Source organism: Neotabrizicola shimadae (genome assembly GCF_019623905.1).
In the GTDB taxonomy this organism is placed as follows: domain Bacteria; phylum Pseudomonadota; class Alphaproteobacteria; order Rhodobacterales; family Rhodobacteraceae; genus Neotabrizicola; species Neotabrizicola shimadae.
On record NZ_CP069370.1, the window covers coordinates 1,107,059 to 1,127,515 of the forward strand.

The following is a 20,457-nucleotide window of genomic DNA, read 5'->3' on the forward strand; positions in this document are numbered from 1 at the left end:
TCAGGTCTTCTTCCGGCCCAGCAGTTCCAGGCGGTGGCCGATGAGCTGGTAGCCCAGGCGCGCGGCGATGCGCTCCTGAAGTGCCTCGATCTCGGGGTCGACGAATTCGATGACCTCGCCGGTGGCGACGTCGATGAGGTGGTCGTGGTGGTCGCGGTCGGCGTCCTCGTAGCGGGCGCGACCGTCGCCGAATTCCAGCCGTTCCAGGATGCCCGCCTCTTCGAAGAGCTTCACCGTCCGGTAGACGGTGGCCAGCGAGATGCGGGGGTCCAGCTTGGCGGCGCGGGCGTAGAGTTCCTCGACGTCGGGGTGGTCCTCGGCCTCGCCCACCACGCGGGCGACGATCCGGCGCTGGTCGGTCATGCGCAGGCCACGGGCCTCGCAGCGGGCGATGATGTCCTGGGTCATGGGCGGGTCCGTCGCGGCATGGACCCCCGTTTAAGCCATTCTGTCGCGCGGCTCCACCCCGAAGGGAGGCGAGGGCGTCCGAGCTCGGACGCTTGGTTGGGCATAATGATTTCAATGCGTTGCGAGATCGGATTAACTTGGCGTTAGGAATTGTCCGAGCTGCGGAGAAAACTGCGTCATGAGCCTGGCGCAATTTTCTTCGAAGAAATTCGCCCTCGCCCCCCGTTCGCCTGCGCGGCTTGACCTTCCTGGCGGGCGGGCGCATGGGTCGGCGCCGACCGGACAGGGGAACACGATGCAGCGCAAACCGGCACTGGATGGCGTGGGGCTGGCGGCGCTTCTGGCGGTGCAGGCGCTTCTGGCCTTCAACCAGATCGTGGTGAAGCTGGTGAATGCCGGGTTGCAGCCGGTGTTCTTTGCCGGGCTGCGGTCGGTTCTGGCGGTGTTCTTCGTCTGGGCCTGGCTGGTCTGGCGCGGGCGTCCGCCGCGGCTGAGCCGGGCGGTCTGGCCCACGGGCCTGTTGATCGGGGCGGCCTTCGCGGGCGAGTTCCTGAGCCTTTTCATGGCGCTGGACCTGACCTCCGTGGGCCGCGCCAGCGTTCTGTTCTATTCCATGCCGCTCTGGTTTGCGGTGATGGCGCATTTCGGGCTGCCGGGCGAGCGCATCACCCGAATGAAGGCGGTGGGTCTGCTGCTGGCCTTTGCCGGCACGGCGGTGGCGATTCTTGGCCGTGGTGCCGGGGAAGGCGGGTCGTTGGCGGGCGATGTCTTCGGCCTGCTGGCCGCGCTGGGCTGGGCTTCGACTGCGTATCTTGCCCGCCGTCCGATGATGGCCAAGGAGGGGCCGGAGATGCAGCTGTTCTGGATGGTGCTGGTCTCGGGGCCGATCCTGCTGGCGCTGGCGCCGGCCTTCGGGCCATTGGTGCGGGACTTCCAACCGTTGCACCTGGCCGGTCTGCTGTTTCAGGCGAGCGTTGTGGTGGCCGGGGGCTTCATCGCCTGGCTGTGGCTGCTGTCCGTCTATCCGGCGGCTGTCGTGGCAAGCTTCTCGTTCCTGACACCCTTGCTGGCGATCGGGCTGGACTGGCTGATCTTCGGCACGCAGCCCGCACCGGGGCTGATCGTGGCGGCCGCCCTGGTGGGCGCCGGAATCACGCTGATCAATCGGAAGGCATAGGCGCAATCGGCTTTGCTGTTGCAGCCGCGTCACGGCCCGGCGCGCGTGAGTCTCTTGCCCTGACCGGGGGCGAGACCTGCGCGGCAGTTCATCCGGCAGCGCAACTTGGCCGAGCAAATCAATGCATCTGGCCGAGTTTTCCACAGGTTCGAATGGGACAGCGATGAGACGGACAGGGCCTGCGATTCTGTTGATGGCTCCGCGCCGCCCTGTGCCGGCACACCACCCTTAGTGGTCTGAGTCCCGTCAAGCCGAAAATGTTGGGGATAACGGTAAAATATCCGTTGAACGGTTCCGACGATTACGACAGTTTGACGAAGCGGTCGATGCAGACACCAGATGTAGTGGTGGCGCGGCGGCCGGGACGGGGACATCAGAAGCCAAAAACTGCCGCAGACGTGATCGTGCGGAAGCCTTGCCCGGAACCGGGCGGGACGGGTTTTGCGTGTCCTTGTCTGAGGATGGACAACCCGCGGGGACGGGACGAAGGAGCGATTGGGGCAGATGAAGATCGAGCGCAAGTTAACCAAGCCGGAAACCGGCGCCTATGGCGAAATGGCTTTCGCCGTGACCACTTCGGAAATCCGCAATCCCGACGGGAAGGTGGTGTTCCGCAACGATTCCGTGGAGATTCCCGAGGGCTGGAGCCAGGTGGCCTCGGACGTTCTGGCGCAGAAGTATTTCCGCAAGGCCGGCGTGCCGGCGCGGCTGAAGAAGGTGCGCGAGAAGGGCGTGCCCGAGTTCCTGTGGCGGTCTGTCCCCGACGAGGCCGCGTTGGCCACGCTGCCCGAGGGCGAGCGGTTTGTCGGCGAAACCTCGGCGCGGCAGGTCTTTGACCGGCTGGCCGGTGCCTGGGCCTACTGGGGCTGGAAGGGCGGCTATTTCAGCACCGAGGCCGACGCGAAGGCCTATTACGACGAAATGCGCTTCATGCTGGCGCGGCAGATGGCGGCGCCGAACTCGCCCCAGTGGTTCAACACCGGGCTGCACTGGGCCTATGGCATCGACGGCCCGAGCCAGGGCCATTTCTACGTGGACCATGCCACGGGCAAACTGGTGAAGTCGGACAGCGCCTATGAGCATCCGCAGCCCCATGCCTGCTTCATCCAGTCGGTTTCGGACGATCTGGTGAACGAGGGCGGCATCATGGACCTGTGGGTCCGCGAGGCGCGGCTGTTCAAGTATGGCTCGGGCACCGGCACCAATTTCTCGTCCCTGCGCGGCGAGGGCGAGAAGCTTTCGGGCGGGGGCAAGTCCTCGGGCCTGATGGGGTTCCTGAAGATCGGCGACCGCGCAGCGGGCGCGATCAAGTCGGGCGGCACCACGCGGCGCGCGGCAAAGATGGTGATCTGCGACATGGATCACCCCGATATCGAGGCCTTTATCAACTGGAAGGTCATCGAGGAGCAGAAGGTCGCCTCGCTGGTGGCGGGCTCGAAGGCGCATGAGGCGCGGCTGAACGACATCTTCAAGGCGATCGGCGCCTGGGACGGGCGGGCCGAAGACGCGGTGGATCCGGCGAAGAACGCGGGACTGAAAACGGCGATCCGGGCGGCGAAAAAGGCCATGATCCCGGACACCTACACGAACCGCGTGCTGCAATACGCGAAGCAGGGCTATACCTCGATCGAGTTCCCGACCTATGACACGGACTGGGATTCGGAAGCCTATGTCACCGTGTCGGGCCAGAATTCCAACAACTCGGTCCGGGTGACGGATGCCTTCCTGAAGGCGGTGAAGGACAATGCCGACTGGGCGCTGATGCGGCGCACCGATGGCAAGGTGTCGAAGACCGTGAAGGCGCGGGAACTGTGGGACATGGTGGGCCATGCCGCCTGGGCCTGCGCCGACCCTGGCATCCAGTTCCATGACACGGTGAACGCCTGGCACACCTGCCCGGCGGACGGGCCGATCCGCGGATCGAACCCGTGCTCGGAATACATGTTCCTGGACGACACGGCCTGCAACCTGGCCTCGATGAACCTGCTGACGTTCTTTGCGAACGGTCGTTTCGATTCGGCGGCTTATGTCCATGCCAGCCGGCTGTGGACGATCACGCTGGAGATCAGCGTGATGATGGCGCAGTTCCCGTCGAAGGAAATCGCGCAGCTCAGCTATGACTTCCGCACCCTTGGCCTGGGCTATGCCAATATCGGCGGCCTGTTGATGAACATGGGGCTGGGCTACGATTCGGCGGAAGGCCGGGCGCTGTGCGGCGCACTGACCGCGATCATGACCGGCATCGCCTATGCGACCTCGGCCGAGATGGCGGCAGAGCTTGGCGCCTTCCCCGGCTACAAGCGCAACGAAGCGCATATGCTGCGCGTGATCGCCAACCACCGCATGGCGGCCTATGGCCGGACGAGCGGGTATGAGGGCGTGAACGTGAACCCGGTGGCGCTGGATGCGGTGAACTGCCCGGATGCGAGCCTGATCGCGCTGGCGCGGTCGGCCTGGGACGAGGCGCTGCGCCTCGGCGAGGAGCATGGCTATCGCAACGCGCAAACCACGGTGATCGCGCCCACGGGCACGATCGGGCTGGTGATGGACTGCGACACCACCGGCATCGAGCCGGATTTCGCGCTGGTGAAGTTCAAGAAGCTGGCCGGCGGCGGCTATTTCAAGATCATCAACCAGTCGGTGCCGGCGGCGCTGGAAACCCTGGGCTATCCGGGCCACCAGATCGCCGAGATCGTGGCCCATGCGGTGGGCCATGGCTCGCTGGCGCAGGCGCCGGGGATCAACCACACCGCGCTGATCGGCCACGGCTTCGGGCCGGCCGAGATCGAGAAGGTCGAGGCCGCGCTGCCGAGTGCCTTCGACATCCGCTTCGTGTTCAACCAGTGGACCCTGGGGCAGGATTTCTGCTCGGGCACCCTGGGGATCCCGGCGGAAAAGCTGGCGGACCCGACCTTCGACCTGCTGACGCACCTGGGCTTCACCAAGGCGCAGATCGCCGCGGCGAACGACCATGTCTGCGGGACGATGACGCTGGAGGGCGCGCCCTTCCTGAAGCCGCAGCACCTTTCGGTGTTCGACTGCGCCAACCCCTGCGGCAAGACCGGCAAGCGGTTCCTGTCGGTGGAAAGCCACATCCACATGATGGCGGCGGCGCAGAGCTTCATCTCGGGCGCGATTTCCAAGACGATCAACATGCCGAACGCCGCCTCGATCGAGGATGTGCTGGCGGCCTATGAACTGTCTCATTCGCTTGGCATCAAGGCGAACGCCATCTACCGCGACGGGTCCAAGCTCAGCCAGCCGCTGGCCTCTGCCCTTGTGGAGGACGACGAGGAGGCCGAAGAGGTGCTGGCCACCGGCTCGGCGCAGGAGAAGGCCGTGGTCCTGGCCGAGAAGATCGTCGAGAAGATCATCGTCAAGGAAGTGATCCGCACCAACCGCGAGAAGCTGCCGGAACGCCGCAAGGGCTATACCCAGAAGGCGATTGTCGGGGGCCACAAGGTCTATCTGCGCACGGGCGAATACGGCGACGGGCGTCTGGGCGAGATCTTCATCGACATGCACAAGGAAGGCGCGGGCTTCCGGGCGATGATGAACAACTTCGCCATCGCTGTGAGCGTCGGCCTGCAATACGGTGTTCCGCTTGAGGAATTCGTCGAAGCCTTCACCTTCACCCGCTTTGAGCCCGCGGGCATGGTGCAGGGCAACGAGGCGATCAAGAATGCCACCTCGATCCTGGATTACATCTTCCGGGAACTGGCGGTCAGCTATCTCGACCGCACCGACCTGGCCCATGTCCAGCCCAAGGGCGCAGCTTTCGACGACCTGGGCCGCGGCGACGACGAGGGCAAGCGCAACATCGCCGAGGTGAGCGACACCGCCGCCTCCAAGTCGGTGGAGCTGCTGAAGTCGATCTCGTCCACGGGCTATCTGCGCAAGCGCCTGCCGCAGGAACTGGTGGTGTTCAACGGCGGCATCAGCGGCGTGACGGCCATGGGCGGCGGCTCGACCGGCTTCTCGGAAGCCGCGGTCAGCTACAGCGCAACGACCGCCATCGCCACCGGCACGGTCAGCATGGACGCCCGCACCAAGGCGAAGATGCAGGGCTATGAGGGCGATCCCTGCGGCGAATGCGGCAACTACACGCTGGTGCGCAACGGCACCTGCATGAAGTGCAACACCTGCGGCGGGACGTCGGGCTGTTCCTGACAGTCTGACGCAATGACAGAGCGGCCCTTCCGGCAGACCGGAAGGGCCGTTGCCGTTTCGCGCCAGCAAGTTTCTTCGAAGAAACCTGCAAATTCCTTCGAAGGAATTTGCGGCGGCCGGGCCGCGGTGGTCTAGTGGGGCCAGCATCAACCCGAAGGAGGATGTCATGGCGGCAGCCGGCAAGGGGAACGAGGCCGAATTCGCGGCGCTTCAGGAAGAGATTGCGGCGCTGAAGGCGCGGCTGAAGGATCTGGCGGGGCAGGGGCGCGCCAAGGCCGAAGAGATGTTGTCCGAGGACCAGAAGGCCACGGTCGAGCGGTTGACCAGGCAACTGGGCGCGCTGGATGAGGAACTGGCGGCGCAGGTGAAGGCCCATCCCATCGGCGCGCTGGCGGTGGCCTTCGGCCTGGGGATGCTGGTCGCCCGGGCGCTGCGCTAGGGGGCGGGATGGAAGCGATCCTGCGCCTCCTGGCGGAACGGCCCATGACGGCAGTGAAGAACCAGCTGCGCGATGTGGTGACGATGGGCGTCGCGGCGGGTTTTCTGCTGGCCGGGGCTCTGGCGGCCCTTGCGGCCCTTGGCGTGCAGTTGAGCCACATGATCGGGCCGGTCTGGGCGCTTCTGTCGGTGGCGGGCCTGTCGCTGGTGATCGGGCTGGGACTGGTGGCCTTTGTGCGGTCGCGGGCCGAGACCGAGCGGCGCATCGCAGAGGCCGAGGCGCGCAGCCGTCAGACCATGCTTCTGTCGGCGCTGGCCTCGACCCCCGGCGTGGGGGCAGGCGGAGCGATCCTGGCGGCGCTGATCCTTGGGTTCCTGAACGGGCGCACTGGCGGCGACGACAAGCCGGATTGACTGGTGGGTGGTGAGGGACTCGAACCCCCGACATCCTCGGTGTAAGCGAGGCGCTCTACCAACTGAGCTAACCACCCGATGCGCCGGCTTCTAGCCTTGGGCGGGGGCCGGGTGCAACCCTTCAATCACGCAAGCGTGCCCCCGGGCCTGCCAAGCGCCGTGACGTCGCCATCCGCCACGCGGTAGATCACACCTTGGCCGCCGGGAAGGCGCGCGCCCTCGGCCAACGGCAAGCCCAGCACCAGGCAGCGCAGCACCCGGCTGACGATGCCATGCGCCACGATCACCGTCGGGCGGTCCAGTTCCCGCAAGGCCGGGGCAAGGCGCGCGGCCAGCGCCGCCAGACCCTCGGCCCCCGGCAGGGCGTCGTACCAATCCCAGGGCGCCAGATCGGCAATCTCGGGATGGGCGGCGTCGATGTCGTCGCGCATCAGACCTTCGTGCGGGCCCAGCCGGTATTCGGCCAGCCGGGCATCGGGGCGGGCGGTCAGGCCAAGGGGGGCCAGCATCAGCGCCGCCGTATCGACGGCGCGGCCCTGGGGCGAGGTGATGGCCGCGTGGCTGGCCGCGCTCACGCCATCGGCCACCATAAGCGCCGTCATGGCGCGGGCCTGGTCGCGGCCAAGCGCGGTGAGTGGCGAGTCGAGACCGCCCTGCAAGCGGCCGGCGGCATTCCATTCGGTCTGGCCGTGGCGCACGATCCAGAGCGGCGGCAAGGTCATGGCGTCCCCCAGAAGCACGAAGGCGCGCCGGTGGGGCGCGCCTTCGGTAAGCATGGTGGGCGATAACGGATTTGAACCGCTGACATCTTCGATGTGAACGAAGCGCTCTACCGCTGAGCTAATCGCCCGATGGCGCGCGGTTTAGCCTTCCTCGCCGCCCGCTGCAAGGGCCTCTTTCGCAGGTTTCTTCGCGGCCGGCGCGGTCGTGTGGGCGCGCAGCTTGATGGTCAGTGCGGCGGGCTTGCCGTCGGCGCCCGTGGGGCCGGCCTTGGCGACGCGCGCCTTGCCAAGCGGCGGAAGATTCAGGGAATCGCCCGCGCGCAGCGCATCGCCGATGCTTTTCAGCGTGGCTTCCACGATGTCTTTCACCGTGCCCTTCTTGCCCCCGACCGAGGCCGAGACCTGTTCGATCAGCGCCTTGCGCGTGAGGACGACGCCGGGGTCGGCCGAAACGGCGGCGGGCTTTGCCGGGGCAGGGGCCTTGCGCGGCTTGCGGGCGGCTTTGGGTTTGGGGGCTGCTTCGTCGTCTTCCATGTCCGGACCCTTGGTTCTGGCGCCTGTCCCGGCGCGCTGGCGTCACGATAGCCACAGGGTGTGGCCGATTCCCATACAAACCATGCAAAAGGCGAAGATTTTTCGCGTTCCGGCAACAGATGCCTGTGCGGCAGGCGAGACAGACAAAGGGGCGCGGGTTTCCCCGCGCCCCCCGTTTCAGGCCACTGCGGCGCGCATCAATGCGCCACGGTCGAGGCCGGTTCCTGCTTGGCCATCAGCGCGGCCGCTTCTTCTGCGGCTTCGTCCCAGACCACCGGCTCGGGTTGGCGGACGAGGGCGAGTTTCAGAACCTCGCGGACGTGGGTGACGGGTATGATCTTCAGCCCGGTCTTCACGTTCTCGGGGATTTCGGCCAGGTCCTTGGCGTTTTCTTCCGGGATCAGCACGGTCTTGATGCCGCCGCGCAGGGCGGCAAGCAGCTTTTCCTTCAGGCCCCCGATCGCCAGCGCATTGCCGCGCAGCGTGACCTCGCCGGTCATGGCGATGTCCTTGCGGACCGGGATGCCCGTCAGCACCGAGACGATCGAGGTCACCATGGCCAGGCCGGCCGAGGGGCCGTCCTTCGGCGTGGCGCCTTCGGGGACGTGGACGTGGATGTCGATGTTCTCGAACTTGGGCGGCTTCACGCCCAGGTCGGGACTGATCGAGCGGACATAGGAGGCCGCCGCCTCGATCGATTCCTTCATCACGTCGCCGAGTTTCCCCGTGGTCTTCATGCGGCCCTTGCCGGGCAGCTTCAGCGCCTCGATCTGCAACAGGTCGCCGCCCACCGAGGTCCAGGCGAGGCCGGTCACGACACCCACCTGATCCTCCTTCTCGGCCAGGCCATAGCGATGGCGCTGGACGCCAAGGTATTCCTCGGCCTTCTCGGGCGTCACCTCAACCGTCTTGACCTTGCCCTTCAGGATCTCCGTCACCGCCTTGCGGGCGAGTTTCGCGATTTCCCGTTCCAGGTTCCGCACACCCGCCTCGCGGGTATAGTAGCGGATGACATGGGTCATGGCCTCGTCCGTGACCGAGAACTCGCCCTTCTTCAGACCGTTCGCGGCGATCTGCTTGGGCAGCAGGTGCTGCTTGGCGATCTCGCGCTTTTCGTCCTCGGTGTAGCCAGCCAGCGGGATGATCTCCATCCGGTCCATCAGCGGGCCCGGCATGTTGTAGGAGTTCGCCGTGGTGATGAACATCACGTTGGACAGGTCGTATTCTACCTCAAGGTAGTGGTCGACGAAGGTGTTGTTCTGTTCGGGGTCCAGCACCTCGAGCAGGGCAGAAGCCGGATCGCCGCGGAAGTCCTGTCCCATCTTGTCGATCTCATCCAGGAGGATGAGCGGGTTGGTGGTCTTGGCCTTCTTCAGCGACTGGATGATCTTGCCGGGCATCGAGCCGATATAGGTGCGCCGGTGGCCCCGGATCTCGGATTCGTCGCGCACACCGCCCAGCGAGATGCGGATGAACTCGCGCCCCGTGGCCTTGGCGATGGACTTCCCGAGCGAGGTCTTGCCGACGCCGGGCGGGCCGACGAGGCAGAGGATCGGGCCCTTCAGCTTGGCCGAACGGTTCTGCACGGCAAGGTATTCGACGATGCGTTCCTTGACCTTGTCCAGCCCGTAGTGATCGGCGTCCAGAACCTCCTGCGCCTTGAGCAGGTCCTTCTTGACGCGGGCCTTCTTGCCCCAGGGCACGCCCAGAAGCCAGTCGAGGTAGTTGCGCACCACCGTGGCCTCGGCCGACATCGGCGACATCGACTTCAGCTTCTTGATCTCGGCCGCGACCTTTTCCCGCGCTTCTTTCGACAGCTCGGTGTTCTTGGCGCGCTCTTCCAGTTCGGCGATTTCGGACTGCGAGTCGTCGCCGTCGCCCAGCTCGCGCTGGATCGCCTTCATCTGTTCGTTCAGATAGTATTCGCGCTGCGTCTTCTCCATCTGGGTCTTGACGCGGCTCTTGATCTTCTTCTCGACCTGCAGGACGGACATTTCGCCCTGCATGTGGCCGTAAACCCTTTCCAGACGTTCGGCGACGGTCAGGGTTTCCAGGATTTCCTGCTTCTGGCCGACTTCGATGCCCAGGTGGCCGGCGACAAGATCGGCCAGCCGCGCGGGTTCGCGCGTTTCCGAAACGGCGGCCAGCGCCTCTTCGGGGATGTTCTTCTTGATCTTGGCGTAGCGCTCGAACTCTTCGGCGACGGCACGCACCAGCGCCTCGACCGTGGACTGGTCGCCCATGGTCTCGTCCAGTTTTTGCGCGCGGGCCTCGAAGAAGGTGTCGTTCGGCAGAAACTCGGTGATCTTCACGCGCGCCTTGCCCTCGACCAGCACCTTCACGGTGCCGTCCGGCAGCTTGAGAAGCTGCAGCACGTTGGCCAGGACGCCAACGCGGTAAATGCCGTCGGCCTTGGGATCGTCCTGCGTGGGGTCGATCTGGCTGGACAGCAGGATCTGCTTGTCATCGCCCATCACGTCTTCCAGCGCGCGGACCGACTTCTCGCGGCCCACGAACAGGGGAACGATCATGTGGGGGAACACCACGATGTCGCGCAGCGGCAACACCGGGAAGCTGGGGGTAACGGGTTCGCTCATTCGCGTTTCCTAAGTGGCGGAAGGTCGTGCCCCGACCATCGGCAGCATCCCGGCCTTCCCCGCTGGCCTCCATATCTGGGGGTGGGCGAACGGGGTGTCAACCACAGGAGCCGATCACATTCTGCGCGCGCCGCGTGGTGGGGGCAAGGTGCCTTTGTGACGGTGGCGTGACGGATGCGCGGGTCTTGATCCTGTCCTGCGCCCGGTCCCGCGTCCCGTGCTGCGCCCTGCCCGGCCTGGCCCCGCCCTGCCGTTGCAGGGGCGCGGCCCGCTGGGAACGAGGGGGCCGCGTCACACGCAGGGGTTGAAGATCGGGTGGCGGGCGCTATTGATCCTGCCGGCAGGGTCAGCAGAGTTGAGTGAGGCGCGGACAATCGACCCGCAAAGCAGCAATACAATTCTTGTTTGCGCGCCAATATTCAGGCAGCGCGCCAGCCTAAGGAGATCAAATACTTGATGACCATAAAGCTGCCAGAATCCGACAAGAGTATTTGGCGTGACTATTAAGGGGTGAGAATCAAGATGCCCAGTCGACAAAGAAAATATGCAATCGAACAGTTTCCATTCATCGCGTTCTCTGGAATAGTCTGCCTCTGGCTGTATGCGGGTTGGCAGCATCAGACCCTGCTGGTCGTGGTGGCGACGGTTGCCGGGTGTGTCGTGGTGTGCAACTTCGTGATCGGCCGCATTCAGGAGGTCCGCCGCCGCAAGGTCGAGCAGGAGGTGGCGACAGGCCAGATCCGGTCAAGCCTGCCACGAGTGTTTGCGGCCATTGTTCGACCTCATCGCGAATGCCTGGCGCGCAAGCGCCGCATCCTAGTGAAGCGCGAGGCGAACGGAACCCTGGTTCTGACCCGCTGGCTGGGAGAGCTGTCGCACTTCTACAAGACGACCGTGCTGCCCGAACTTCATGCGCATTTCCTGACGGTGGGTCATCCGGATCTGGTGGTTCGTCTGGCCGACGAGGCCGCGTTCCTCGACTGGTTCCTGACCTCGGATCCGCTGCACTGGAGGGCCGAGGATTTCGCATCGGGCCAACCAGAGCCGGACATGGGGCCGATCGAGTTTGAAGCCTGGTGCCGGCGTGCGCTGTCCCGGTCGGACTGGAATGCGCGGATCGCCCCGGCCGGGGCGGCGCAGGCGGCAACGATCCTGGCCGAACGCGATGGCGTGACGATGGCGGTGCAGTGCCGGCTCAGCGCGCAACCCGTGGGCACCAAGGCCGTGCAGGAGGTGCTGACGGCGCGCCGGCTCTATCAGCGTCAAATCGCCGTTGTCGTCAGCAACGAAGGCTTCATGCCGCTGGCGCGCAGCATGGCCCAGGCCGAAGGCGTCTGTCTGTTGCACCACAGCGAACTGGATGGAATCGCGCCAGAGGAACTGGTCGGCGCGGCGACGCCGCGGCGTCCTGCGGCCTTCGAGGTGCAGGTCGAAGAGGATGCGCTGGACGCATCCACGCGGGGAAAGGCCGTGCGCGTCTTCGGTCGCCGCTAAAGCGGTTCGATGTCGCCTTCGGCGCGCATCGCGTGGAACTCGGCGACAAAGGCCGACAGCCGCCCCGCCGCGATGGCACCGCGCAGGCCGGCCATCAGCTCCTGATAGTAATGCAGGTTGTGCCAGGTCATCAGCATGGACGAAATGATCTCGCCCGCCTTGAAGACATGGTGCAGGTAGGCGCGGGAATAGCTGCGGCAGGCCGGACAGGTGCAGCCTTCGTCCAGCGGGCGGGGGTCGTCCTGGTGGCGGGCGTTCTTGATGTTCACCTGTCCGCGCCGCGTCCAGGCCTGGCCGGTGCGGCCCGACCGGGAGGGCAGCACGCAATCCATCATGTCGATGCCGCGTTCGACCGCGCCCACGATGTCATCTGGCTTGCCCACGCCCATCAGATAGCGCGGCTTGTCGGCGGGCAGCATGTCGGGCGAATAGTCCAGCACGCCGAACATCGCCTCCTGACCCTCGCCCACGGCAAGGCCGCCCACGGCATAGCCGTCGAAACCGATGCGTTGCAGCGCCTCCGCGCTTTCGGCGCGCAGTTCAGGCGTCACGCCGCCCTGCTGGATGCCGAACAGTGCATGGCCCGGCCGGTCGCCGAAGGCCGCCTTCGACCGTTCCGCCCACCGCATCGACAGGCGCATGGACTTCGCCACGGTCGCCTCGTCGGCGGGCAGGGCCGGGCATTCGTCGAAGCACATCACGATGTCGGAGCCCAGAAGCCGCTGGATCTCCATGCTGCGTTCGGGCGTCAGCATGTGCTTCGACCCGTCGACGTGAGAGGAAAAGCGCACACCTTCCTCGGTCAGCTTGCGCAGGCCCGCCAGGCTCATCACCTGGAAGCCGCCGGAATCGGTCAGGATCGGGCGGTCCCAGTTCATGAACCGGTGCAGGCCCCCCAAGCGCGCGATGCGTTCCGCCGTGGGGCGCAGCATCAGGTGATAGGTGTTGCCCAGAAGGATGTCGGCCCCCGTGGCGCGGACCGAGTCGGGGAGCATGGCCTTCACCGTGGCGGCAGTGCCCACCGGCATGAAGGCGGGCGTGCGGATTTCTCCGCGCGGGGTGGTGATGGTGCCGGTGCGGGCACGGCCATCGGTGGCGGCGAGCGTGAAGCGGAAGGGCGTGGTCATGGGGCGTTCCTACAGCCGCAGGCCGCACCGCGCCAGCGGGTCAGAGCCGGATGTCATAGGTCACCCATTTCGTGCGCTCGGCCAGGCGGTCGTACAGGCCGCGTGCGCGGTAGTTGTCCTCTGCGGTGATCCAGCGGATCACGCTCCATCCCCTTGAGCGGCCCTCGTCCGCCACCGCGCGCAACAGCGCTTCGGCGGCGCCAGAGCCGCGCGCGGCAGGATCGACGAACAGATCGTCCAGATAGCCGCCGATGGTCGCCGACAGCGGGCGGGCGAAGGCGCGAAAATGCGCAAGGCCGACAAGGCGCCCGTCCAGTTCGGCGATACGGCCGGCAAAGCCATGTTCGCCCGCCATGATCCAGGACCAGACGCGGTCGCGCATCTCCTCGGTCTGGGCGATCTTGTAGAACGCGGCATAACCCGCATACAGCGCACCCCAGGCGGCGCGGTCCTCGGGGCGGGGCGGGCGGATGGTCGGCGTCATGGGTCTCTCCGGTGGCTGACGCGCCCTTTTAGCGCGGGCAGGGGGGCGGCGAACAGGCTGCCTGCAAATCAGGCGTCATGCGCCTGTCACCACGGCAAGCTAGGGAAGGGCAGCAAACTCAATCTTCGGGGGCTTGCGGGCAGGGAAACGCCAGATATAGTTTCCCCAGACGCAAGGGCGGGCTCGCCCGTCCTGATCCCCGCGGGGAATACAGGCGGACGAGGCGATTTTGACGATGGACGGCGATTTTCGAACCCAGTTCGTGCGCGATCCGGCGGCGCTGAAACACTATCCGGCGCTGGTGCTGAACGCGGACTACCGGCCCCTCAGCTACTATCCCCTGTCGCTCTGGCCCTGGCAGGAGGCGATCAAGGCCGCCGTGCTGGACCGGGTGCAGATCGTGGCGGAATATGACCATGTGGTCCGCAGTCAAAGGGCCGAGTTCAGGATACCCTCCGTGGTGGTCCTGAAGGAATTCGTCAAACCCCAGAAGCGCGTGGCCTTCACGCGCTTCAATCTTTTTCTGCGGGACGAATTCTGCTGCCAGTACTGCGGGTCGCGCGGCGACCTGACCTTCGACCATGTGGTGCCCCGGTCCAAGGGGGGCGTGACCAGCTGGGAGAACGTGGTGGCCGCCTGTTCGCCCTGCAACCTGAAGAAGGGCAACCGCACGCTGCGCCAGGCCGGCATGTCGCTGCACCGCGCGCCCCGCGCGCCCCTGGCCGAAGAGATGCAGATGCACGGTCGCAAGTTCCCGCCCAACCACCTGCACGAAAGCTGGATGGACTTCCTTTATTGGGATGCCGAGCTGGAGGCGTGACACCGCGCTTGCCTTCCCCCGTGCCTTGCGTAGGCTTCGTTGCATCAGGCGCACATCCCCAAAGCGCTTTGGGGCCGGTGCGGCGGAAGCTGGACTTGTGGCCGGGCAAGCGATAGAACGGCGTCGTTAGCGCTAACAGTCCCCCTGGGGACGCCCAATGCTGGGGGAATCATGGTTTCGCGCGTCATTCCGGTCGATGCCTTCGACCTCGTGATCTTCGGCGGCACGGGCGATCTGGCCAAACGCAAGATCCTGCCGGGCCTTTACCGCCGCTTCTGGGCCGGCCAGATGCCTGCCGAAAGCCGGATCATCGGCGCGGCGCGGGCCGACCTCGACGACGCGGGCTTCCGCAAGCTGGTGGCCGACGCCATCGACGAATTCGTAAGCCAGGACAAGCGCGACGAGGCGATGATCGCGCAGTTCCTGGAACGCATCTCCTATGTCTCGATCGACGCCACCGGCACCGGGGGCTGGGACCAGCTGAAGGCCATGATGCGCTCCGGCGTGGTGCGCGCCTTCTACTTCTCGGTCGCGCCCGCATTGTTCGGCGCCATCGCCGAACGCCTGTCATCGAACGGCATCGCCGATTCCGAAAGCCGCATCGTGGTGGAAAAGCCCTTCGGCCGCGACCTGGCAAGCGCCCAGGCCCTGAACGCGACGCTGGCCGCGCATTTCGCCGAACGCCAGATCTACCGGATCGACCACTATCTTGGCAAAGAGACGGTGCAGAACCTGATGGCGGTGCGCTTCGCCAACATCCTGTTCGAGCCGATCTGGAAGGCGCAGTACATCGACCACGTCCAGATCACTGTGGCCGAGACGGTGGGCGTGGAAGGCCGCGGCGCCTATTATGACAAGTCTGGCGCCATGCGGGACATGGTGCAGAACCACATGATGCAGCTTCTGTGCCTGATCGCGATGGAGCCGCCCTATCACTTCGACCCCAACGCCGTGCGAGACGAGAAGCTGAAGGTCATCCGCGCGCTGGACCCGGTGGCGCCGCAAGACATCGTGCGCGGCCAGTATCTCGCCGGGGGCGGGCAGGGCGGCTATATCGAGCATTCGGAAAACCCCGCCAGCCGCACCGAAAGCTACATCGCGATGAAGGTGCATATCTCCAACTGGCGGTGGGCCGGCACGCCCTTCTACCTGCGCACCGGCAAGAGGATGCGCGCCCGCGCCAGCGAGATTGCCATCGTCTTCAAGGAACCGCCCCATTCCATCTTCGACCATGCCTCGGGCTGGCGCGAGAACCAGCTGGTCATCCGGCTGCAGCCGAACGAGGGCATGAACCTCATGGTCATGATCAAGGAACCCGGTCCGGGCGGGATGCGCCTGGTGCAGGTGCCGCTGGACATGTCCTTCGCCGATGCCCTTGGCGAAGAGGGAGCCGACATTCCCGACGCCTATGAACGGCTCATCATGGATGTGATCCGCGGCAACCAGACGCTCTTCATGCGTGGCGACGAGGTCGAGGCCGCCTGGGCCTGGGCCGACCCGATCATCGAGGGCTGGGAAGGCCGGGGAGAAAAGCCGCAGGGCTATGATCCTGGCTCGTCCGGCCCCGACGATGCGCTGATGCTGATGCACCGCGACGGAAGGCGCTGGCGGGAGATCCGCGAATGACCTTCCGCGACTATCCCGACCGCGACCTGATGTTCCTCTCGGTGGCCAATACCATCGCGGGGCAGTTGGCCGATTTCCTGCGCCGCGAGGGCAAGGCAACCCTGTCCGTGCCGGGCGGCACGACGCCGGGGCCGATCTTCGACATCCTCGCCGCGGTCGAACTGGATTGGGCCAATGTCGCGGTGATGCTGAACGACGAACGCTGGGTTCCCGAAGACAGCCCCCGGTCCAACACCGCGCTGTTGCGCCACCGTCTTTTGACCGGCAAGGCGGCGATGGCGCAGCTTGTCCCGCTCTATGCTCCCGCACCGCAGCCAGAGGACCGGCTGGCCGAACTCGCTGAAGGCATCGCGCCGCATTTGCCGATTTCCGTGCTTCTGCTGGGGATGGGCGCCGACATGCACACCGCCTCGCTCTTTCCCGGCGCCGACCGGCTGGAAGAGGCGCTTGCGCCAGACGCGCCCGTGCTCATGGCGCTGCGGGCCGAAGCCGCGGGCGAGCCGCGCATCACGCTGACCGCGCCCGCGCTGAAGGGCGCGATGCACACGCATATCCTGATCACCGGCGCCGAAAAGCGCGCCGCACTGGATCGCGCCGCCGGTCTGCCGCCGGTGCAGGCCCCGGTGCGCGCGGTTCTGGACAACGCAACCGTTCACTGGGCGGAGTAGAGCCATGGGACATCACTGGGACGCGCTGAAGACGCATCACGACGGGGTGGCGCAGCGCCACATCCTGGATCTCTTCGCCGCCGAACCTGACAGGGCGCACCGCTTTTCGGCCCGCGCCGGGGCGATGCTGTTCGACTATTCCAAGACCAACATCGACGCCGAGGGCCGCGCGCTGCTGATCGCGCTTGCCGAGGGCGCGGGCGTGGCCGCCAAGCGCGACGCGATGTTCGCGGGCGAAAAGATCAACGACACCGAGGGCCGTGCCGTCCTGCACACCGCCTTGCGCGCGCCCGAGGGCGTGAAGGTCATGGTCGATGGCAAGGATGTCATGCCTGGCGTGCATGAGACCCTCGCGCGCATGGCCGCATTCGCCGAAGATGTGCGCTCGGCCCGCATCCGGGGGCAGGGCGGGGCGATCACCGATGTCGTCAACATCGGCATCGGCGGGTCAGACCTTGGCCCCGCCATGGCCTCCATCGCGCTGTCGCCCTATGCCGACGGGCCGCGCGTGCATTTCATCTCGAACGTCGATGGCGCCCATGCCGCAGACATTCTGCGTGGGCTGAACCCTGAAACCACGCTGGTGATCGTTGCCTCCAAGACCTTCACCACCATCGAGACGATGACCAACGCCGACACCGCAAAGCGGTGGATGGCGTCAAAGGTCGCCAATCCTGCCGCGCAATTCGCCGCCGTCTCCACCGCGCTGGACAAGACCACCGCCTATGGCATCGACCCGGCCCGCGTCTTCGGCTTCGAGGATTGGGTGGGCGGGCGCTACTCCATGTGGGGCCCGATCGGCCTCAGCCTGATGATCGCCATCGGGCCGGAGTCGTTCGGCGATTTCCTGGCCGGCGGCCGCGACATGGACGAACGCTTCCTGCACGAACCGTTCGAGGAAAACATGCCCGTCATGCTGGCCCTGGTCGGCATCTGGCACAACCAGATTTGCGGCCATGCCACCCGCGCCGTGCTGCCTTACGACCAGCGGCTGTCGCGCCTGCCCGCCTATCTTCAGCAACTGGAGATGGAGAGCAATGGCAAGCGCGTCGCCATCGACGGCGCGGACCTGGTGCGCAACTCCGGCCCCGTGGTCTGGGGCGAGCCCGGCACCAATGGCCAGCACGCCTTCTACCAACTGATCCACCAGGGCACACGGGTTGTTCCTTGCGAGTTTCTGGTGGCGAAAGAAGGCCATGAACCGGACCTCGCGCACCAGCACCTGCTTCTGGTCTCGAACTGCCTGGCACAATCCGAGGCGCTGCTGCGAGGTCGCTCGCTGGACGAGGCCCGCGCCATCATGGCGAAGAAGGGACTGACCGGCGCCGAGCTGGACCGTCAGGCCCGCCACCGTGTCTTCCCCGGCAACCGCCCCACCACGACGCTCGCCTATCCGAAGCTCACGCCCTTCACCCTTGGCCAGATCATCGCGCTCTACGAACACCGCGTCTTCGTCGAAGGCGTGATCCTTGGCATCAACAGCTTCGACCAGTGGGGGGTGGAACTCGGCAAGGAGCTGGCGCTGGCCTTGCAGCCGGTGCTGGAAGGCAAGGCAGGAACCGAAGGCAAGGACGGCTCCACCGCCGCGCTGGTCGACTATCTGAAGCCCTGAGGCCGGGGCCGGCTCCGGCCGGCCTAACCGCCCAGGGCGATGGTCGTCGCCACCAGCACCGATCCCACCAGCGGCACCGTCACCCGCATCCGCCAGCCGCCGCCCATCTCGCGGTCCAGCATCCAGCCGATCACGAAGAGGCTGGCCACCGCGACTGCATTCGACCAGCGCATCGCCCGGTGCAGCTCGTCGAACAGCAGGAAGGGCAGCACCGGCGGGAAGGTCGCCACCACCACCAGCGCAAAGACCGCCAGCGCAATGCGCAGGTCACCCATCGCCACACGCGCCATCGGCGGCGGCGGGATCGACCGCATCCGCGCCACCATCCGGTCAAGCTCCTCCTCGGTCAGCTGGCCCGCCGCGGCATCGGGCACCTGCGCGCGCAGCAGCTCGCGCGCCTCTTCCGGCGCGGCCTGCCGGATGCGGATGCCAAGCGCGCGGTCGCGGTTGCGCTCGGTGATGCCGGTCAGCACGTTCATCACCCCGTCCACGATGCCCCAGGCAAGGTTGCAGCCAAGCGCCGCCGCCAGCACCGACCGCACCGACGCGCCCCCCGCCACCGCCACCGACATCGTGCCGGTGAAGGTCAGCGCCATCAGCAGGCCGAACATGATCTCGCTCAGCCGGCTGATCGGGTCCAGGATCGGGGTCCGCCGCCCCTCCACCTCAGCGTCCCGTCAGCCAGTTGCCCAGACGCCCCAGCTTCGAGGGCGGCCCCCGGTGCCGCGCCTCGCTGCGGTCGGCCGCATTCAGAAGCGCATACATCCCGTGCACCCCCATCCAGCGGAACGGCTCCGGCTCCCAGGACCGCACGCGCCGGTTCACCCAGGGCAGGGCGGTCAGCTCGGTCTTCCGGCCGAGCGCCAGATCGGCCAGCGTCCGCCCCGACAGGTTCGAGGTCGAAACCCCCACCCCCACATAGCCCCCCGCCCAGCCGATGCCGGTGGCCGCATCCAGCCCAACCGTCGCGCACCAGTCGCGCGGCACACCCAGCACGCCGCACCAGGCATGGTCCACGCGGAACGGCTTCGCCGCCGGGAAATGCGTGTGCAGGATCCCCACCAGCCGCCGGATCGTCTCGCCATCCGGCGCGCCGTTGGTGTCGAGGCTGGAGCCATACCGATAGGGCACGCCCCGCGCGCCCACCGTGATCCGGCCTTCTCGCGTGCGCTGGCAATAGCAATAGGCATTGGCGAAATCGCCAAGGATTTCATACCCGTTCCAGCCGATCTTCGCCCAGACCTCCTCGGGCAAGGGCTCGGTCGCGATCTGCGCGGAATTCAGCGGCAACCACTCCCGCTTCAGGTCCGGAAACCCCGCGGTGAACCCCTCGGTGCAGCGCAGGATGACCGGCGCCTTCACCACGCCCCGCGCCGTCACCACGCGGCCCTTCTCGAACGAGGTCACCGCCGTGCCCTCGCAGATGCGCACGCCCAGCCCGTCCACCACCCGCGCCAGCCCGCGCACCAGCTTGGCCGGCTGCACCCGCGCCACGTTCGACACGATCATCCCGCCCAAGGTGCCGGGCACAGCCACCCGCGCCATGGCCTCCTCGGCGCCGATTTCCCAGACGCGGTCCTCCTCGCCCCAGCCCTGCCGGTGCTTCACCTCGGCCGACAGGCGCTGCAACTGCGCCGGGTTCACCGCCACCATCATCTCGTCGGTGCGCCGGATGTCCGCGTCGATGCCCTCGGCCTCGGCCACGCGGATCACCTCGTCCACCGTGCCATTCATCGCGCGTACCATCCCCCGCACCGCCTCGCGCGAGGAGGTCGCCATATAGCGTTCGTGGTTCCACGCAAACCCGCCGGTCAGCCAGCCGCCATTGCGACCCGAGGCGCCGAAGCCCGCGAACTCCTTCTCCAGCACGATCACCTTCAGCGAAGGGTCCGCCTTCTTCAGGTAATAGGCCGTCCACAGCCCCGAATAGCCCGCCCCGATGATTGCCACATCGGCAGAGCTGTCGCCGTCCAGCGGCGGGCGACGGGTCGAGGGCAGACCGATATCGGCATACCAGAAGGATACATCCCCAATGCGCATTGGCTCGCTCATCGTGTCACCTGTTGTCTTGCCGGCACCAGAAACCAGCCCCTCCGCCAAGGCGCAAGCCTGCCCGCGCCATGCGCGCCGCAAAGCCGTCGCGCACAGGCGGCCTTGCCCCTATGC

18 protein-coding genes and 2 tRNA genes are annotated in these 20,457 nt (G+C 66.4%); 9 read left to right on the forward strand and 11 right to left on the reverse strand.

Features of this window, described 5'->3' with window-relative positions; all coding sequences use genetic code 11:
- Positions 1–408 carry a Fur family transcriptional regulator gene (locus JO391_RS05295; RefSeq protein WP_220663148.1) on the reverse strand — a complete coding sequence of 136 codons (408 nt, stop codon included), beginning with the start codon at positions 406–408 and terminating at the stop codon, positions 1–3.
- A gap of 295 nt (positions 409–703) precedes the next feature.
- Between JO391_RS05295 and JO391_RS05300 the strand changes: the two genes are divergently transcribed.
- From JO391_RS05300 to JO391_RS05315, 4 genes are all read left to right on the forward strand, one after another.
- Positions 704–1,585 (forward strand): DMT family transporter, encoded by an 882-nt coding sequence (locus JO391_RS05300; RefSeq protein WP_220663149.1) that lies wholly within the window; start codon positions 704–706, stop codon positions 1,583–1,585.
- Between the two features lie 504 nt (positions 1,586–2,089).
- Positions 2,090–5,755 (forward strand): vitamin B12-dependent ribonucleotide reductase, encoded by a 3,666-nt coding sequence (locus JO391_RS05305; RefSeq protein ID WP_220663150.1) that lies wholly within the window; start codon positions 2,090–2,092, stop codon positions 5,753–5,755.
- Between the two features lie 166 nt (positions 5,756–5,921).
- Entirely contained in the window at positions 5,922–6,194 is a 273-nt protein-coding gene (locus JO391_RS05310) for a hypothetical protein (RefSeq protein ID WP_220663151.1), read from the forward strand.
- 8 nt (positions 6,195–6,202) lie between these two features.
- Entirely contained in the window at positions 6,203–6,607 is a 405-nt protein-coding gene (locus JO391_RS05315) for a hypothetical protein (protein ID WP_220663152.1), read from the forward strand.
- 1 nt (position 6,608) lies between these two features.
- On the opposite strand, the gene JO391_RS05320 is transcribed toward JO391_RS05315, so the two are convergent.
- From JO391_RS05320 to JO391_RS05345, 6 genes are all read right to left on the reverse strand, one after another.
- Positions 6,609–6,684: transfer RNA gene (locus JO391_RS05320), tRNA-Val, on the reverse strand.
- 48 nt (positions 6,685–6,732) lie between these two features.
- Entirely contained in the window at positions 6,733–7,383 is a 651-nt protein-coding gene (locus tag JO391_RS05325) for a histidine phosphatase family protein (RefSeq protein WP_259444829.1), read from the reverse strand.
- A tRNA-Val gene (locus JO391_RS05330) sits at positions 7,383–7,457 on the reverse strand. Before JO391_RS05330 ends, JO391_RS05325 begins: the two co-directional genes overlap by 1 nt.
- A 13-nt stretch (positions 7,458–7,470) precedes the next feature.
- The gene (locus JO391_RS05335) at positions 7,471–7,863 is read right to left on the reverse strand and encodes an HU family DNA-binding protein (RefSeq protein ID WP_220663153.1); all 393 of its coding nucleotides are present in this window, start codon (positions 7,861–7,863) and stop codon (positions 7,471–7,473) included.
- A 197-nt stretch (positions 7,864–8,060) separates the two neighbouring features.
- Positions 8,061–10,460 carry an endopeptidase La gene (lon, locus tag JO391_RS05340; protein WP_220663154.1) on the reverse strand — a complete coding sequence of 800 codons (2,400 nt, stop codon included), beginning with the start codon at positions 10,458–10,460 and terminating at the stop codon, positions 8,061–8,063.
- 291 nt (positions 10,461–10,751) lie between these two features.
- The gene (locus tag JO391_RS05345; protein ID WP_220663155.1) at positions 10,752–11,078 is read right to left on the reverse strand and encodes a hypothetical protein; all 327 of its coding nucleotides are present in this window, start codon (positions 11,076–11,078) and stop codon (positions 10,752–10,754) included.
- 18 nt (positions 11,079–11,096) lie between these two features.
- Here JO391_RS05345 and JO391_RS05350 point away from each other — a divergent pair, with 18 nt between their 5' ends.
- Positions 11,097–11,954 (forward strand): restriction endonuclease, encoded by an 858-nt coding sequence (locus JO391_RS05350; protein WP_220663156.1) that lies wholly within the window; start codon positions 11,097–11,099, stop codon positions 11,952–11,954.
- Here the strand turns inward: JO391_RS05350 and tgt are convergent.
- Both tgt and JO391_RS05360 read right to left on the reverse strand, forming a co-directional pair.
- Complete coding sequence (gene tgt / locus JO391_RS05355) at positions 11,951–13,081, reverse strand: tRNA guanosine(34) transglycosylase Tgt (RefSeq protein WP_220663157.1); 1,131 nt, start codon at positions 13,079–13,081, stop codon at positions 11,951–11,953. The genes JO391_RS05350 and tgt overlap by 4 nt on opposite strands.
- 40 nt (positions 13,082–13,121) lie before the next feature.
- Complete coding sequence (locus JO391_RS05360) at positions 13,122–13,565, reverse strand: GNAT family N-acetyltransferase (RefSeq protein WP_220663158.1); 444 nt, start codon at positions 13,563–13,565, stop codon at positions 13,122–13,124.
- A gap of 235 nt (positions 13,566–13,800) precedes the next feature.
- Between JO391_RS05360 and JO391_RS05365 the strand changes: the two genes are divergently transcribed.
- From JO391_RS05365 to pgi, 4 genes are all read left to right on the forward strand, one after another.
- Positions 13,801–14,385 (forward strand): HNH endonuclease, encoded by a 585-nt coding sequence (locus tag JO391_RS05365; protein ID WP_220663159.1) that lies wholly within the window; start codon positions 13,801–13,803, stop codon positions 14,383–14,385.
- Positions 14,386–14,556: 171 nt separating this feature from the next.
- On the forward strand, positions 14,557–16,011 hold the full coding sequence (gene zwf, locus JO391_RS05370; RefSeq protein WP_220663160.1) for a glucose-6-phosphate dehydrogenase: 1,455 nt from the start codon (positions 14,557–14,559) through the stop codon (positions 16,009–16,011).
- Positions 16,008–16,679: a 6-phosphogluconolactonase gene (gene pgl / locus JO391_RS05375; RefSeq protein ID WP_220663161.1), complete on the forward strand. Its 672-nt coding sequence runs from the start codon at positions 16,008–16,010 to the stop codon at positions 16,677–16,679. Before zwf ends, pgl begins: the two co-directional genes overlap by 4 nt.
- A 4-nt stretch (positions 16,680–16,683) precedes the next feature.
- Positions 16,684–18,291 carry a glucose-6-phosphate isomerase gene (pgi, locus tag JO391_RS05380; protein ID WP_220663162.1) on the forward strand — a complete coding sequence of 536 codons (1,608 nt, stop codon included), beginning with the start codon at positions 16,684–16,686 and terminating at the stop codon, positions 18,289–18,291.
- A gap of 23 nt (positions 18,292–18,314) precedes the next feature.
- Here the strand turns inward: pgi and JO391_RS05385 are convergent, their stop codons facing one another.
- The gene (locus JO391_RS05385) at positions 18,315–18,956 is read right to left on the reverse strand and encodes a VIT1/CCC1 transporter family protein (protein ID WP_220663163.1); all 642 of its coding nucleotides are present in this window, start codon (positions 18,954–18,956) and stop codon (positions 18,315–18,317) included.
- A 1-nt stretch (position 18,957) separates the two neighbouring features.
- Entirely contained in the window at positions 18,958–20,343 is a 1,386-nt protein-coding gene (locus JO391_RS05390) for an NAD(P)/FAD-dependent oxidoreductase (protein ID WP_259444830.1), read from the reverse strand.
- Positions 20,344–20,457: the final 114 nt, after the last annotated feature.